Here is a 14,850-nt window from a genome sequence, read left to right as displayed (position 1 = left end):
TCCCCGATGACCACCCGCAACCCCGCCGCCGCCTACCGCAGCACCGCCGTCGAAACCCGCGTGCACGAGGCCGACCCACACCAGCTGATCGCGCTCATGCTCGAAGGCGCCATCCAGCGCCTGCGCATGGCCGAGGCCTGCATCGCCAGCGGCGACCTCATGCGCAAGGCCAAGGCCGCCTCCGAAGCCGGCGCCATCGTCGATTCGCTGTCCGGTTGCCTCGATTTCAGCCAGGGCGGCGACATCGCCGCGCGGCTGGAGGCCCTTTACGACTACGCCTCGCGGCGCATCGTCGCCGCCAACGCCGCCAACGACGCGCAGGGCTTTGGCGAAGTGGCCGGCCTGCTGGACGACGTCTTTGCCGCGTGGAAGCAGATCAAGCCGGCCTGAGCCGATGAGCGATTACGCGACGGCCCTGCAGGCCCTGCGCGACGCCCGGGACGCGCTCAACGCCGTCGATCTTCCGCGCGCCGAGGCGGCCCTGCAGGACCATGATGCCGCCGTGCGCGCGGCCTGCGTCGGCGCGAACCCGCTCGCCACGAGCGAGATGGAGATGCTGGCCGCCGGCCAGCGCGAACTGCTCCAGGCCCTGCTCGATGTGCAATCGGGCGTCTCGCGCGAGCTCTCCGCCACCCGCAAAGGTGGCGCAGCGGCACGCGCCTACTTGGGCAACGTCGGTGGATGAGGCCGCCGCCGACGCCGCACTGTTCGATGGCGCCGTCGCCTGCGAGTTGACGGCCCGACTGCGCGTTCAGCCCGGCCCGCCCCCGGCGGGCAGCGCCGAGGGCGTCGAACGACTGCTGCGCGACCTGGCGATGATGGAGGAGCGTCGCGGTGAATCCGACGACCCGGCCCATCCGCCCGATCCGGCCCTGCGCCGCCTCGAGGCAAAGCTCGACCTCACCCTCCAGCTGTTGGCGCAAGCCTTGCCGGCGCTCGCGCCGCCACCGCCCCGCGCAGTGCGCCTCAGTGCGCGCGGCCTGCGCATCGACGCTTCCGCGGCCGATGCGGAGGTCGTGGACGCGCCGGCCACCTTGGCCTGGCAGCCGGGCGATGGCTTGCCCTTGCTGGCGTATCTGCCGGTGCGCCGCTTGGCGCGACAGGGCGACACCTCGTGGTGGGCCTTCGAGCCCTTGGAGCCCGCGCTCGCCGACCTCCTCGAACGCCACGTGTTCCGCCTGCATCGGCGCTGGCTCGCGGCGCAGCGACGCGGCTGAGGCCGAAGACGGCACGCGGCTTGCACGCCGAGGGTTCCTGTCCCCATGGGCCTGAGCCATGCTGGCCGAGATGACCCGCGACACCGCACCTTCCGCCCAGTCGGCCCACGACGCCCAGCGCGCGTTGCGGGAGGCCCACCTCGCGCACGAGGCCGGACGCCTGGACGAGGCCGAGGCCCAGTACCTTGACGCCCTCCGGGCCAATCCCTATGCCGCCGAGGCCGAGCACGGACTCGCATGGCTGCTTGCGCAGCGCGGCGACTGGAAAGGCGCATTGCCCCGCTTCGGGCGCGCTCTGAAGCTGCGTCCCTGGGAAAAGGAGTTCTGGATCAGCCAGCTCGAAGCCTTGATGCAGCTCGGGCAGCACGAGGCCGTGCATCGGCTGCTGCATCGGGCGATGCAATCGGGCTTGCCCGCCGAGGTCGCGGCCGGATTCGAGAAACGCCTGCGTGAGCGGCGCACCGCACTGTTGGCGGCTCAGGTCCGCGCCAGCGGCAAGACGGCAAAGCAGGCCGCCGACGCCCCTCGCAAGGCTGTGTTGGCGTTGCGGGAGACCTTCCTGAAGCGCGACTTCGCCGCCGCGCGCGCGTCGGCCACGGCCTTTGTCGCCGCCTACCCGCTGTGCGCCTTCGCGTGGCGGGTGCTCGGCGCCAGCTTGCCGAGCAATGAGCCCGGCGACGGGCCCATCGAGGTCCTGCGCATCGCCTGCGACCTCGACACCGACGGCGCGGACGTGAGGATGAACCTCGCCCTCGCATTGCACGAACGCGGCCGGCTGGACGAGGCCGAGGCCCTGTTCCACGAGGTCCTGCAGCGCGAGCCGGAAAACCTCCGCGCCTTGGTCAACCGCGGCCTGCTGCTCAACCAGCGCGGCGACCCCGAGGCCGAGACCCTGCTGCGGCGGGCCCGGGCCCTTGGCGCCCATGACCATCGCGTGGCCCTGGCGCTCGGCGCTTACCTGCGCGATCGCGATGAGCTCAAGGAAGCCTTGCCGCTCCTCGAGGAGGCGATGGCTGCCGATCCGGCCAACCACGCGTGCCTTTCCGCGCTGGCGGTCTGCTACCTGGGTCTTGGCCGCCACGAGCAGGCCGCGGCCTTGTTCCGCCGACTGCGTGATTCGGGGACGTCGCACCTCGGCGCCCTCGACATCGCCCTGTTTGTCGGTGCGCACGTCGCCGAGATCGGCCCGGAAGAGCTCTTTGCCTTGCACCGCCGATATGGCGAGCTGGTCGAAGCGTCGGTCGTGCCCCACGCGTTCTGGGACAACGATCGCGACCCGGATCGGCGGTTTCGCGTGGGCTTCGTTTCCGGCGACCTTCGCCAGCACGCGATGGCAAACTTCGTCACGCCCCTGTGGCAGGGTTTGGATCGCTCGCGCGTCGAAGTCTTCGCCTACTCCAACCACCGCACCAATGACGAGGTCACGGCTCGCCTGCGCGCGCTCACGGACGGCTGGTGCGACATCGTCGGCATGAGCGATGAGATGGTCGCCAACCGCATTCGCCAGGACCGCATCGACGTGCTCGTCGACCTCTCCGGGCATACGGGGTTCAACCGTCTCGGCGTCTTCGCTTTCAAGCCCGCGCCGGTTCAGATCAGTTGGGGTGGTTATCCCGCGACAACGGGTCTGTCGCGGATGGACTACTACGTCGCCGATGTCTTTTGGGCTCCGCCGGGAACCATGGACGACCAAGTGACCGAGAAGCTCCTCCTGAATCCCGGCACGTCCATCTTCCACCCCGAGGATCCATCGCCCGATGTTGGACCGGCGCCCTGCATCAGGAACTCGTTCGTCACGTTCGGCAGCTTCAACCGAATGAACAAGATCAATCCCGCGACGATCCGCCTTTGGAGCCAGGTGCTCCGGCGGGTGCCGGACAGCAGGATGGTCATTGGTGCTGTCGACAGCGCTTCGGCCGAACGTCTCCGTGTCCAGTTCTCCGAGCAAGGCGTCGACCCGTCAAGGATCCAGTTCATTCCGCGCAGCAAGGTCTTCGAGTACCTGCAACGGCAGACGGACGTCGACATCAACCTCGATGCGATGCCCTACACCGGAGGTACCACCACCTACCATGCGCTCTGGATGGGGGTCCCCACGCTGACGCTGGCAGGGAAGACCCTTCCCGCCAGGGGAGGATGCAGCATCATGAGGGGCGCGGGGCTCGCGCCTTTCGTCGCGGAGTCCGAAGACGAGTTCGTCGACAGGGCGGTGCATTGGGCGAGCCCCAGCCAGTGGGATGCGCTCGCGGCCCTCCGATCGTCAACCCGGGACATCATGCGCCGCACGATGATCGGAAAAACGGCACCCGCGATCCTGGGTTTCGAGGACGGGATTCGATGGGCGTGGTCACAATGGTGCAAGGGGCTGCCGCCCCAGCCCTACGTCATTCCGCCGCGCGCATAGCGCCAGGGATCGGTGCTCTGGCAACGTTCTTGCAAGTGCATCCAGCAAAGTCAGGTTCTCGGCGAGGTCGAACGAAATGACGATGTCACCAGCCACCAAAGGCAACCTCCGTTCCGTTGCGCCGACGGGAATGGACATGCCGTCCATCGCGCCGAGGAAGGCGATCCACTCCATGGAGGATCTCGCGATCGCCGGGGCTCCCCCCGCCTTCGTCGATCCCGTCCACGTCGGTCGCCCGAACATCGGTGATCGCGCGGCCTTCCTTTCCCGCGTCAATGACCTGTTGGATCGCCGTTGGCTCACCAACAACGGGCCGCTGGTCCACGAGCTGGAGCAGAAACTCGCCCGTTATCTGGGCGTGCGCCACGTCGTCGCGATGTGCAATGGCACCATCGCGCTCGAAATCGCCATTCGCGCGCTCGGCCTCAAGGGTGAGGTGATCCTCCCCTCCTACACCTTCATTGCCACCGCCCAGGCCCTGCAGTGGCAGGAGATCACGCCGGTGTTCGCGGATATCGACCCGGTGACGCACAACATCGATCCAGCCGCGGTCGAGAAGATGATCACGCCCCGGACCACGGGCATCATCGGCGTGCATTTGTGGGGACGCGCCGCGCCGGTGGATGAGCTGGCCGAGATCGCCCGCCGTCGCCACTTGTCCCTGATGTTCGACTCCGCCCATGCGTTCGGTGCGACCTATCGTGGGCGTCGCGTTGGCGCGTTTGGAAGGGCGGAAGTCTTCAGCTTCCATGCCACCAAGTTCTTCAACTGCTTCGAGGGTGGAGCGGTCACCACCAACGAAGACGACCTCGCGACCACCATGCGGTACATGAGGAACTTCGGGTTCGAGACCTACGACAAGGCGGTGCACGTCGGCACGAACGGCAAGATGCCGGAGATCTGTGCCGCGATGGGCCTCACCAACCTCGAGTCACTCGAGGCCGTCGTCGATGCGAACCGCGCCAACCATCGCCTTTATGCCGAAGCCTTCGCCGGCATCGACGGGATCCACCTGCTCGACTACGACCCGACCGAGAGCAGCAATTGGCAATACGTCGTAATCGAAGTGGATCGCACGTTCCGCGCATCGCGCGACGAGATCGTCGCCGCGCTCCATGCCGAGGGCATTCTCGCAAGGAAGTACTTCTGGCCGGGTTGCCACAACATGCAGCCCTTCCGCGAGCTCTATCCGCATGCCGGGCTTCTGCTTCCGAACACGATGGTCGTTGCTGATCGCGTGATCGTGCTGCCGACCGGTACGACACTGCCCAACGAGACCGTCGGGGTGATCGCGGACGTCTTGCGGGTTCTCTCCGGGGCGTGAATCCTCCCGCCCGTTGGGGCGGGCTGGATGTCACCCCTTCCCGTGCGGGTCGGGCGTCACCTCGAGCACCAGGGACTCCGCCACCCGGAGTGGCCTGAGCCGGTACGCCAGCGCGGCCAGGCTGCCCTGCACCGACGCGGGGAAACGACCCCCAAGCCCCTGATGCATCCAGTCGACACCTCCGAAGCCATGGAGGCGGACGGAACCACGGACTCCTGCCTTCGCGAGGCCTTCATGGGCGAGTTCGAGGAGTTCATCAGGCTTGAAGAATCGGACCTGATAGAGCTTGTCCGTCTCGGCTTTCGCTTGGAACATCGCATGAAACGGTGCGTTTGCCCCGTTGTGAACGAGCGCCAACATCGTCCGCCGGGTGACCCTCAGTTGTTCGGAAAACAACCGGGCGACCTGAACGTCATCGCTGAAGCAGCTCCAGAAACCCTTGTGGAAGGTGAGATCGAAGGCGCGGTCGGGGAATTCGAGGTTGAGCGCATCCATCGTCACGGCGCGCAGATTGGGCGGAGGATTGCTGGCTCGCAGCGCCTCCATCGCGCCCGCCGAGAAATCCACGCAGGTCACGGATCGCGCGTACGGTGAGAGGAAGCGTGACTCCCGGCCACTTCCTGCCCCGAGTTCCAGGATGTCGCAACCCGAGGTCGCGTAGGCCCTCGCCAGCCACATGCCCAAGCGGGGAATGCCGCGAGAGTAGCGTTCGAACCATCGCGCCCATTCCGCGTCCCATGCGTCAGGCGTGTCGATCCCGATACGGACCTTGCTGCTCATGGCGACACCACGGGACCGGCGATGGGCTCGGGGCGCTTCATCATGGTCACCCCTCGTCGATAAGGCGTTACGGGCGCCTGTGTTGCCTCCCCGCGGATCATTCCGACAATGCGTCGTGGGAAATCCGCGCCCGCCATGTGCGACACCGGATAGCCGCCGCCGAATCGCAGGTTGAGCTCGAGGACCGACAGGGTCCCGTCCGCACCGCGAAAGAAATCACCGTCGAACGGGCCGATGATCCCCAGCGACTCGACCAGTGATTCGGCGAGGGCGATGAGCTCGGGGCATTCGATCGTCTCCGCGCGCTCCGTCTCCCCCAGGGTGGAAAGCCACTTCCTCCAGGGAACGATCGCCACCGGCCGACCATCGAGATCCCCGAGCCCATCGACGTTGAGGGCCTCGGCGTCCAGGAACTGCTGGACCAGCATGTCCGGCGCGCGATGGAAGAACACGTCCAGCTCGGCACGGTTCCGGGCCACGTAGGTCTCGGCACTGCCGAACCCGAAGCGCGGCTTGACCACCAACGGGAACGCGAAGATCCCCGACGCGAGGTTGGCATGGGCGTCGTCGAGGCTGGCGACGGTCAGCGGCGTCGCGATGCCAAGGCCAGAGAGCACGTGGAATGCTTCGAGTTTGTCGAAAGCGACCGTGGCCGCCCGTGCCTCGGGCAGCACCGCCATGACGCCACGCTCTCGAAGCGTCGCTCGATGGGGTGCCAGTCGGCAGACGTCGGGATCGAAGAGGGAGAGAAGCCCTTGGACCTCGTAGTGGACGCAGGTCTCGATCAGGTGCGGCAGGTACTCGTCCGAAGCGATCGGGGGAAGAAGAACGCCATGGTCGCAGCGGGAAAAGCCCGGCGTCCACGGTGTATTGCTGGTGCCGACGATACGACTGCCCGGTGGCAGGGCGTCGCGGAAATAGTCCGCGATGTACCCGCGCTTTCCGATGCAGGAGAGGAGGATGTTCATGTCGCCACCGGGATTCCGGGACTCGAAGAGGTCCTCGCGAAGCCTAGCCCACCAGAGTGCTGACAGGAAACGATGAGCGAGGCTGAGCACGATGCCGCTGCGCGTCCCGGCGAGGGCGAAATCCCACGCACGCCGCATCGATCCGATGCTTGGCACGGCGCTTGCACGACCGCCGACGACTCCCCAGACTGCTGGAAAGGGGTGTTCGTACGTCTTGTGCTATCGGAAGAGCTTGCCGGAGGCCACCCGTGCTGCATGGCAGGCCATCGGCCTCCCGATATCTCCGGAGCCGATGGTGGCGGCGGTCAGGAGAGTCGCGGACATGATCGGCGCAGAGTCTCCAGCTTGCGGCTATTGGAATTCAGAAAATGACCTTGCCTTCAGAGTTCGACAACCTCTTTTTCCCGGTGGCCAGGGCCTTCATCAATGAAACGAGGCTGGAGTTCATCAAGAGCTATCTGCAGCCGGATGATGTGATCTGCGATATCGGCAACCAGGGCAAGAACATTCCCGAGCTGCAAGGCCGCAAGCTGGTCACGTTGGACATCACGCCAGACACCGGCCCGGACATCGTGGCGGACATCACCCGGCACAACGCGCACATCCCGGATGGCCATTTCGATGCCCTGCTGTGCACCGAAGTCCTGGAACATGTGGTGGAGCCTTTTGCGGCCGTTCGCGAGCTCAAGCGCATCGTGAAGGTGGGCGGTTATGTCCTCATCACCACGCCCTTGAATTGCCGCATCCACGGCCCGGTGCCGGATTGCTGGCGCTTCACCGAATTCGGCCTGAAGGTGCTGCTGCGCGACTTTGAAATCGTGCTGTTCCGCAAGCTGGACACGCCCGACCGCAACCTGTTCCCGCTGGAATACGGCGTGATCGTCAAGCGCGTCAGCGAGAGTCTGGTCGAGTCGGACCCGCGCGAGATGACCTTCCAGAAAGTCGATTGACCGGGTGTGAGTACGCGAGGTTGATGTGGGCGCACTAAAGAGTTTCCAGCTCAGCGAGTTGTTCTTTGATCGGGGCTACGAAGTCTTCGACGATGTGTTGCCGGCCGGCGATTGCGCGACGCTGGCACAGAAGCTGAAGGCCGCCATGGAACACGACTGCATCCCCGTCGACAACGACGGTGTGCACATCAAGACCCGGAACGGCGAGGCGCTGATCGCCGAGCTCCCGGAGATCGAGCAGCTCTACCAGCAGGTCTACGCGCAGATGGCGGCCGGCATTGCCAATCTGCTCGTGCTGGACGATCTGCCCGTCGCCATCTCGGCCAACTACCTCCGCCGGGATCAGGGGCATTCCTTCCGCTACCACTTCGACCGTAATGAATACACGGCGGTCCTGTACCTGACGGACAGCCCGGATTTGCCCCTGTGCATCCACCCCAAGATCCGCACCGACCCAGCGCTTGGTGAGTCGGTTTGGCAGTACGAGAGGGACGCGAGGGTTCCCGTGCGGGTCGACCCGAGCCCAGGGCGCCTTGTGTGCTTCCATGCCCGGACGTCCTTGCACGGCGTCATCAGCAGCCCCGAAGTCCCATCGACGACGGACCGGATTTCGCTGCAGTTTGCCTTTGACACGCGGCGCCGCAGTTTTGAAGACCAGCAGTACTACGGCAGGTCCACCGCTGCGCCAGCCGGCGCCGACGTCCAACAGGATCGGCCATGAACTTCTTTGAATTTCCAGCCGCGGAACTGGATTTCTTTTCGCAGGCGGGACATCTGGAGGGCAGGCAGCTATCGCTGGAAGTCCTCGACCGTGCCGGTGTCTTCGTCGTGCGAGGCCTGCTGCCTGCGCAGCGGGCGGCGTCCTACCTGCAGGCCTATGAGGCAGCCCTGACGGAGGGCTCTGCCAAGGCCCGCCAGAATCACCTCACCGAAGTGTCCTTCGAGCTCGATAGCCCCCTGGCGAAAGTGCTCTTCGAGCCCGAGTTCGCCGCCCTGGCGGCGCAGATCTTCGAGCGCGGCGCGGGCCTCCACAACATCCGCGTGGTCCGCAAGGACGAGAACAACCGTGAGCCGGTGTTCGTCCATCAGGACAGCCCGTACTGCCTCGGCTTCTTTGAACGCTACTCGGCTTTCCTGGCGCTCACCCCTTGCGGGGCGCAGAACGGCGGGCTGTTCGTCTACCCCGGCACCCACCACCTCGGCTACCTCGGCGATGCCGGTGCGATCCATGGCGACCTGACGAACCAGCTTTACCGGTTCACGCCCGAGCTGGGCCCCGGCGATTGCCTGCTGATGCACTCGGCCATCTGGCATGGCTCGACTCGCCATGAGTCCAGCGTGCCTCGGGTGATGTACGACATCCAGATCCAGCCCGTGGTCGATCCATCCAGCATGATTTCCCTCAGTGAGCGGCCGCTGTCGAAGTGGCGCCTGCGGCTCGAGAACAAGGAGATCTTCTCCACCTCCCGGGTGCAGCGGGGCACGACGGTGTCGAAGTAAAGGGCGCGTGGTGCCGAGATGAGCGTCCGGGCGCCACGATGGGCCCGCCCGCCGGATTCCCGCCGCCCCACGTTGGCACGCCCCTTGCATACCGCTTCGGCACCTCCTCGGAAGTGCCGCCATGAAGAACCGCCTCGCCGCCACCCAGTCCCAGTCGCAGAGCCTCAACGCGCAGGTGCTGCAGTCGATCCGCCTGCTCGGCCTCACCGGCCTCGAGTTGGAGCAGGAGCTGGCCGAGGCGCTCGCGCAGAACCCGATGCTGGAGCGCGAGGAGGACGAGTCCGACGTTGCGCCGCCCGAGCTCACCCCGCAGGAGCGCGCTGCGCAGGAAACCGCGGCCTTCGACGAGCTGCCCGACCTCTGGTCGACGCCCGGCATGGGCAGCGGTTTCGATCCGGAAGAAGGCGAAGACCGTCTGTCCCGCGTCGCCGCGCCGGTCAGCAATGACCCGGCCCTGCGGGTGCTGGAAGGCCTGGCGATGGAACTGAAGGACGCCGACCTCGCCATCGCCGCGGCCTGGCTGGAGCGGACGGCGGATTCCGGCTACCTCGCCGGCGACCGCGACGCCATCGATGCCGACATCACCGCCGCGCTCGGCCTCCGCAAGGGCCGCGCCGAGGCCATCCGCCAGCGCCTGCTGCACGGCACGCCGGCCGGCCTTGCCGCCGTCGACCTGCGCGAGTGCCTGCTGGCCCAGATCCACGACCTGCCGGCGAAGGACGCCGGTGTGGCGCTCGCCCGCGACATGATCGACCGCAGCCTCGCCCTCGTCGCCCAGCGCGACTGGCCGGCCCTGGCCGCCGCGCATGCCGCGCCGATGGAGGCGCTGCGCGTCGCCGCCCGCCTGATCCAGTCGCTGAACCCCAAGCCGGGCGAGCCCCTGCTGGCCGACGAGCAGGTGCACGTGCTGCCCGACGTCGTGGCCTGGCCGGCCGACGGCCGCTGGCACGTGGCGCTGAACCCGCAGACCGCCCCGCGCGTTCGCGTGGCCAGTGAATACGAGAGTGCGCTGTCGGAAGCCGGCGATTCGCCCTCCGTGCAGCACCTCAAGGCGCTGATGAACGAGGCGCGCTGGCTGGCCCGTGGCATCGCCCAGCGCCACGACACCCTGATCAAGGTCGCCCGCGCCGTGGTGGCGCGCCAGCAGGCCTTCCTCGAGCGCGGCGAAGAGGGCCTGCTACCCCTCACGCTGAAGGAGATCGCCGCCGACGTCGGCGTGCACGAGAGCACCGTCTCGCGCATCACCACCGGCAAGTACCTGCAGACCCCGCGCGGCCTGTTCGAGCTGAAGCGCTTCTTCGGCGTGAAGCTGGAAGGCAGCGCGATCGCTGGGGTGGCCATCCGCGCGCTGGTGAAGAAGCTGATCGATGCCGAGCTGCCGGCAGCGCCGCTGGCCGACGACGTGCTGGTGGCCCTGCTGGCCCGCCGCGGTGTGCAGGTGGCCCGCCGCACCGTCGCCAAGTATCGTGAGCAACTGAACATCCCGCCGGCGCGGCAGCGGGGCCTTGCGGCCCGCGCGGCCTGACCGGTTCCACGCCGCCCGCGGCGCCGCGAGCCCGTTGCCATGACCCTCATCCGCCTGCTCATCGTCGACGACCACGACGCGTTCCTGAACGCGGCGGAGCGCCATCTGCGGCGCGTGGCGCACGTGGCCATCATCGGCCGCGGCCGCAACGGCATCGAAGCCGTGGCCCTGGCCGATGAGCTGAAGCCGGACGTGGTCGTCCTCGACCTCGCCATGCCGGAGATGGGCGGGCTGCAGGCCACGCGCCTGATCAAGGCGCAGGACGAACCGCCGTTCGTCGTGATCGCCTCGCACTTCGACGACGTCGAGCACCGCGAGCACTCGCAGCGCGCCGGCGCCGACGCCTTCATCAGCAAGCTCAACTACATCGCCGAGCTGCTGCCGATCATCGACTCCCGCGCCGGGACGGCGCAGGGCGGCGCATGAGCGATTCGCGCATCCTCGTCGTCGAGGCCGACGACGCCCGCGCGGAACGCATCGGCGCGTTGCTCGATTTCCTCGATTTCACCCCGAAGCGCATCGGCGCCGTCGACGAGCTCGACCTCGCCCGGGCCAAGCCGCGCGACTGGTTGGCGATCGTCGTCGGCGGCGTGGAAGACCTCGAGGACTTCCGCCGCTTCGGCGGCTGGCTGTCGAAGTCACCGCTGCACCCGCCGCTGCTGGTGCTGCCGGCCCTGCACGGCCTCACCGAGCAGCTCGGCGTGCACCCCGAGCAGGTCTGGACGCTGGACTGGCCGCTGCGCCACCCGCAGCTCGAAGGGCATCTCCGCCGCGCCAGCCTGCAGGCCCTGCGCGGCGAAGAGCGCAGCGAGCGCGACGCCGGCCCGGAAGGGCAGAGCGAGGGCGTGCGTCGGCTGCGGCGGATGATCGAGCAGGTCGCGCCTTTCGACACCACGGTGCTGATCCTCGGCGAGAGCGGCACCGGCAAGGAGGTCGCCGCGCGCGCGATCCATTCGGCGTCTTCGCGCGCGAAGGGGCCCTTCGTCGCACTGAACTGCGGCGCCGTGCCGGCCGAGCTGCTGGAAAGCGAACTGTTCGGCCACGAGAAGGGCGCTTTCACCGGCGCGCTCGCCGCCCGCAAGGGCCGCTTCGAGATGGCCGAGGGCGGCACCCTGCTGCTCGATGAGATCGGCGACATGCCGCTGCCCATGCAGGTGAAGCTGCTGCGCGTGCTGCAAGAGCGCAACTTCGAGCGCGTCGGCGGCACGCAGACGCTGAAGTGCAACGTGCGCGTGGTCGCGGCCACCCACCGCAACCTCGAGGACCAGATCGCCCGCGGCGGGTTCCGCGAGGACCTGTACTACCGCCTCAACGTCTTCCCCATCGAGATGCCGGCGCTGCGCGAGCGCATCGCCGACCTGCCAGCCCTCGTGCAGGCGATCAGCCTGCGGCTCGCCGAGGACGGCCGTGGCGAAGTGAAGCTTGGCGCCGATGCGATGGCGGCGCTCGCCGCCTACGCCTGGCCGGGCAACGTGCGCGAGCTGCACAACCTCATCGAACGCCTCGCGGTGCTACACCCGAATGCGACGGTCACCGCCGCCGACCTGCCGCAGCGCTACCGCGCGGTCTGGGAGGCCAACGGCGCCCCGTCGGCACCGGCGACGCCCGTCCCGGCGCCCGATCGCGGCGAATCAACGCCGGTGTCCGTGTTGGCGGCCGACCGCGGGCTGTCCGAGGCGGAAGAACTCGCGGCGGAGCGCGCCGCGCTGTTCGGCGCCCCGGCCGCGCTGGCCCTCGACGAACTGCCCGAGGACGGCCTCGACCTCAAGGAACACATCGCGGCCATCGAGGAATCGCTGCTGCGGCAAGCCCTCGAACGCGCCGAGGGCGTCGTCGCGCATGCCGCGACCCTGCTCAACCTGCGGCGCACCACCCTCGTGGAGAAGCTGCGCAAGTACGGCATCGAACGCGAGGGCGGCGAGGAGGGCTGAGGCCGCACTCGCCGCGACATTCCTGCGTCAGCCCCAGGGCGTGAGCCCGAGGACGAGAATGCCCACCACGGCGACCACGCCGCCGAGTCCCGCCAGCGCGACGCCCCACTGCCGTTTCCGCAGGGCGAGGCCGAGGGCGAGCCCTGCCAGCGCACCGCCGACCGGAATCGCCCACAGGCCGAGGGCGAGCGTCGGCTCCAGTCCGAAGCCCATCATTCCGGGATGTGCCTGCATCGTGCCGGCGACCGGCAAGACCGCGCCGGCGACGCCCAGCAGACCGCCGCCCACCGCCAAGGCCCGCACGCCTCGCGCGCCGGGTGCCGCGCGCTGTCGGCGCAGTCGACGCCAGAGCCAGAGCGTCGCGGGCACGACGAGGCCCGCGACCAGCAGCAGCGCCAGTCCGGCCGCCGCCACCAGTGCACCGGCCGGCGGACTGCCTCCGTTTGCCGACGCGCCGAGGGTGACGACCGCCGGCATCGGTCGCACATCGAGCACGAACGGTGGCGCCGTCATCTCGGCGATGCACGTGGTGTCCGGCGTCTTCGACGGGTCGTTGATGAAGGCCGACACGATGCCGCGCGGGCAGTCGCCGGCGCCGCGCACGCTGTGGGCGGCCCGCGGCAGCAGGTAAGCGGTGGCGGCCGGCCCGATGGCCGCGGCCACCGCCTCGCCGTCGGGCTGGAAACCGTCGTAGCCGGCGGACAGCACCAGCACCGGCACCGTCGTGCCCACGGGCAGGCCCGGTACCGTCCCGAGCGGGAGGTCGCCGCAGGCACCGTTGGGGATGCCGAGGACCATGTCCATCCAGTTCGGACCCGGCCCCGCGTGCGGCGCGTGGTGCCGCGCGCGGTCGCGGCAATCCGTGCCCAGCAGCCCGGGCATGGCGACGCCAGCGTCCGCAAACGCGTCACCAACCAGCAGCGGCGCCCCGAGTGCCGCGGCGATCGTGTCTCCGTCGCGGCGGACCATGGCATCCACGAACCAGGGCACCGAGCGCGCCGTCGCTTCCGTGTAGAACAGGGTGTAGAGGGCGCTGCGGACGGCGCGTTCATCCGCCACGTAGCGCTCTCCCCCGAGATGGAAGGGGAGCGGATCAGTCGCGAACGACGACAGCGCGGCATCCGCCTTCGCCCGATCGAGGCCGGGGAAGCGCGCAGCGCAGGTCGCGTCGGCCGCGCACTCGTTCAGCAGGCGCCCGATGGCCCGGCCTTGGGCCTCGCGCACCGTGTGCACGTAGGCGTCCGGTGGGTACAGCGAATCCAGCACGAGTGATTCGATGGCTTCGGGGTGCCGCGCTAGGTACTCGGCGCCCACTGTCGTGCCGTACGAGGTGCCGTACACGGCCCAGCGCTCGATGCCGAGGGCTTGGCGGATGCTTTCCGCGTCCTCGACGTTGCGCACGCTGCCGAAGTGCTCGGGCTTGTAGCCGGCCGTGGCGAGCTCGTCCATGCACGCAGCGAGCGCGGTATTCCGCGCGGGCATCGGATCATCGCCGCGCAGGGCGATGCGGAAGGACTCGAACAGTGCGGCGGCCATGCCGCTGCACAGCACCGGCCCGGTGCGGCCGCCACCGCGCATGTCGAAGGCGATGACGTCGCGACCCGGTGTGAAGTCCGTTGCGCCGAGGCCCATGTAGCGCACCTGTTGGCCACCGGGGCCGCCGTGCAGGAACAGGATCGGCGTGGCGCCTGGCGTGGGCGCTGCGCTGCGCTTCACCACGACCGCAAGCTCGAAGTTGCCGTCGTCGGGGCGGGCGGCGTCGCGGGGCACGCTCACGGTTCCGCAGCGCAGTCGTTCGCGCACCGCGTCGTTGACGATCGGGATCTCGCACGGTGCCTCGACGAAGACCGGAGCGGCGTAGGCATTCGCCGCGGCCAGTGCGCCGAGCCACAAACCGCCGTGAACCAGTGCCGCGAGCCAAGCTTTCGTCGCCATTCCCCGCTCCCCGTCGTGTGTGATCCCTCGATGTGTTCCGCTCGACGCGCTCAGTGCTCCGGCGGCAGGTCCGGCGAAACGAAGGCGAAGCGCGGCTGCGCGTGCCCGTGAACGATCACCGGGCTGAAGAACATCGCGTGCGGCCTCACCCAGAGTCCGCGCTGGCCGTAGAGCGCGCGATACAGCACGAGGGGTTCGAGCGTTTCGCTATGGCGCACGCAGCCCACCACTTCGTACTCGCCACCCTTGTAGTGGCGGTACAAGCCGGTCGGCGTATCGGGCAGCGGGGGCAGGTCGGCATCGCTCATCGCGGTGC

Annotated in this window: 15 protein-coding genes; 11 read left to right on the top strand and 4 right to left on the bottom strand. The window is 68.4% G+C overall.

Annotated elements, in window-relative coordinates:
- Positions 1 to 6: 6 nt before the first annotated feature.
- The 5 genes from fliS (at position 7) to ACIQ6S_RS05460 (ending at position 4,945) form a co-directional block, all read left to right on the top strand.
- Positions 7 to 390, top strand: coding sequence for a flagellar export chaperone FliS (gene fliS / locus ACIQ6S_RS05480; protein ID WP_397607475.1), 384 nt, complete (start codon positions 7 to 9; stop codon positions 388 to 390).
- 4 nt (positions 391 to 394) lie between these two features.
- Positions 395 to 685: a hypothetical protein gene (locus tag ACIQ6S_RS05475; RefSeq protein WP_397607474.1), complete on the top strand. Its 291-nt coding sequence runs from the start codon at positions 395 to 397 to the stop codon at positions 683 to 685.
- A complete protein-coding gene (locus ACIQ6S_RS05470; RefSeq protein ID WP_397607473.1) occupies positions 678 to 1,217 on the top strand; it encodes a PilZ domain-containing protein in 540 nt (179 codons plus the stop codon). Before ACIQ6S_RS05475 ends, ACIQ6S_RS05470 begins: the two co-directional genes overlap by 8 nt.
- Before the next feature lie 58 nt (positions 1,218 to 1,275).
- Positions 1,276 to 3,621, top strand: a complete 2,346-nt coding sequence (locus ACIQ6S_RS05465) for a tetratricopeptide repeat protein (RefSeq protein WP_397607472.1) — start codon at positions 1,276 to 1,278, stop codon at positions 3,619 to 3,621.
- 172 nt (positions 3,622 to 3,793) lie between these two features.
- Positions 3,794 to 4,945 carry a DegT/DnrJ/EryC1/StrS family aminotransferase gene (locus tag ACIQ6S_RS05460; RefSeq protein ID WP_397607471.1) on the top strand — a complete coding sequence of 384 codons (1,152 nt, stop codon included), beginning with the start codon at positions 3,794 to 3,796 and terminating at the stop codon, positions 4,943 to 4,945.
- A gap of 30 nt (positions 4,946 to 4,975) precedes the next feature.
- Here ACIQ6S_RS05460 and ACIQ6S_RS05455 read toward each other — a convergent pair whose 3' ends face one another.
- Complete coding sequence (locus tag ACIQ6S_RS05455) at positions 4,976 to 5,725, bottom strand: class I SAM-dependent methyltransferase (protein WP_397607470.1); 750 nt, start codon at positions 5,723 to 5,725, stop codon at positions 4,976 to 4,978.
- A complete protein-coding gene (locus tag ACIQ6S_RS05450) occupies positions 5,722 to 6,693 on the bottom strand; it encodes an ATP-grasp domain-containing protein (protein ID WP_397607469.1) in 972 nt (323 codons plus the stop codon). Before ACIQ6S_RS05450 ends, ACIQ6S_RS05455 begins: the two co-directional genes overlap by 4 nt.
- Positions 6,694 to 7,061: 368 nt before the next feature.
- Between ACIQ6S_RS05450 and ACIQ6S_RS05445 the strand changes: the two genes are divergently transcribed.
- The 6 genes from ACIQ6S_RS05445 (at position 7,062) to ACIQ6S_RS05420 (ending at position 12,599) form a co-directional block, all read left to right on the top strand.
- The gene (locus tag ACIQ6S_RS05445; RefSeq protein ID WP_397607468.1) at positions 7,062 to 7,643 is read left to right on the top strand and encodes a class I SAM-dependent methyltransferase; all 582 of its coding nucleotides are present in this window, start codon (positions 7,062 to 7,064) and stop codon (positions 7,641 to 7,643) included.
- 25 nt (positions 7,644 to 7,668) lie between these two features.
- Positions 7,669 to 8,364: a hypothetical protein gene (locus ACIQ6S_RS05440; protein WP_397607467.1), complete on the top strand. Its 696-nt coding sequence runs from the start codon at positions 7,669 to 7,671 to the stop codon at positions 8,362 to 8,364.
- Positions 8,361 to 9,143, top strand: coding sequence for a phytanoyl-CoA dioxygenase family protein (locus tag ACIQ6S_RS05435; protein WP_397607466.1), 783 nt, complete (start codon positions 8,361 to 8,363; stop codon positions 9,141 to 9,143). Before ACIQ6S_RS05440 ends, ACIQ6S_RS05435 begins: the two co-directional genes overlap by 4 nt.
- Positions 9,144 to 9,264: 121 nt before the next feature.
- Entirely contained in the window at positions 9,265 to 10,668 is a 1,404-nt protein-coding gene (gene rpoN / locus ACIQ6S_RS05430; protein WP_397607465.1) for an RNA polymerase factor sigma-54, read from the top strand.
- Positions 10,669 to 10,707: 39 nt separating this feature from the next.
- Positions 10,708 to 11,094, top strand: a complete 387-nt coding sequence (locus ACIQ6S_RS05425) for a response regulator transcription factor (RefSeq protein WP_397573842.1) — start codon at positions 10,708 to 10,710, stop codon at positions 11,092 to 11,094.
- Positions 11,091 to 12,599, top strand: a complete 1,509-nt coding sequence (locus ACIQ6S_RS05420) for a sigma-54 dependent transcriptional regulator (RefSeq protein ID WP_397607464.1) — start codon at positions 11,091 to 11,093, stop codon at positions 12,597 to 12,599. The genes ACIQ6S_RS05425 and ACIQ6S_RS05420 overlap by 4 nt, the downstream gene beginning before the upstream one ends.
- A 27-nt stretch (positions 12,600 to 12,626) precedes the next feature.
- Here the strand turns inward: ACIQ6S_RS05420 and ACIQ6S_RS05415 are convergent, their stop codons facing one another.
- Entirely contained in the window at positions 12,627 to 14,534 is a 1,908-nt protein-coding gene (locus ACIQ6S_RS05415; RefSeq protein ID WP_397607463.1) for an alpha/beta fold hydrolase, read from the bottom strand.
- Positions 14,535 to 14,584: 50 nt separating this feature from the next.
- Positions 14,585 to 14,842, bottom strand: a complete 258-nt coding sequence (locus ACIQ6S_RS05410; RefSeq protein ID WP_397607462.1) for a DUF1653 domain-containing protein — start codon at positions 14,840 to 14,842, stop codon at positions 14,585 to 14,587.
- Positions 14,843 to 14,850 lie beyond the last annotated feature (8 nt).

The sequence above is a fragment of the Silanimonas sp. genome (genome assembly GCF_044377035.1).
Lineage (GTDB): Bacteria > Pseudomonadota > Gammaproteobacteria > Xanthomonadales > Xanthomonadaceae > Silanimonas.
Note: the sequence above shows the minus strand (reverse complement) of the source record. Positions and strands in the feature narration are given on the sequence as shown.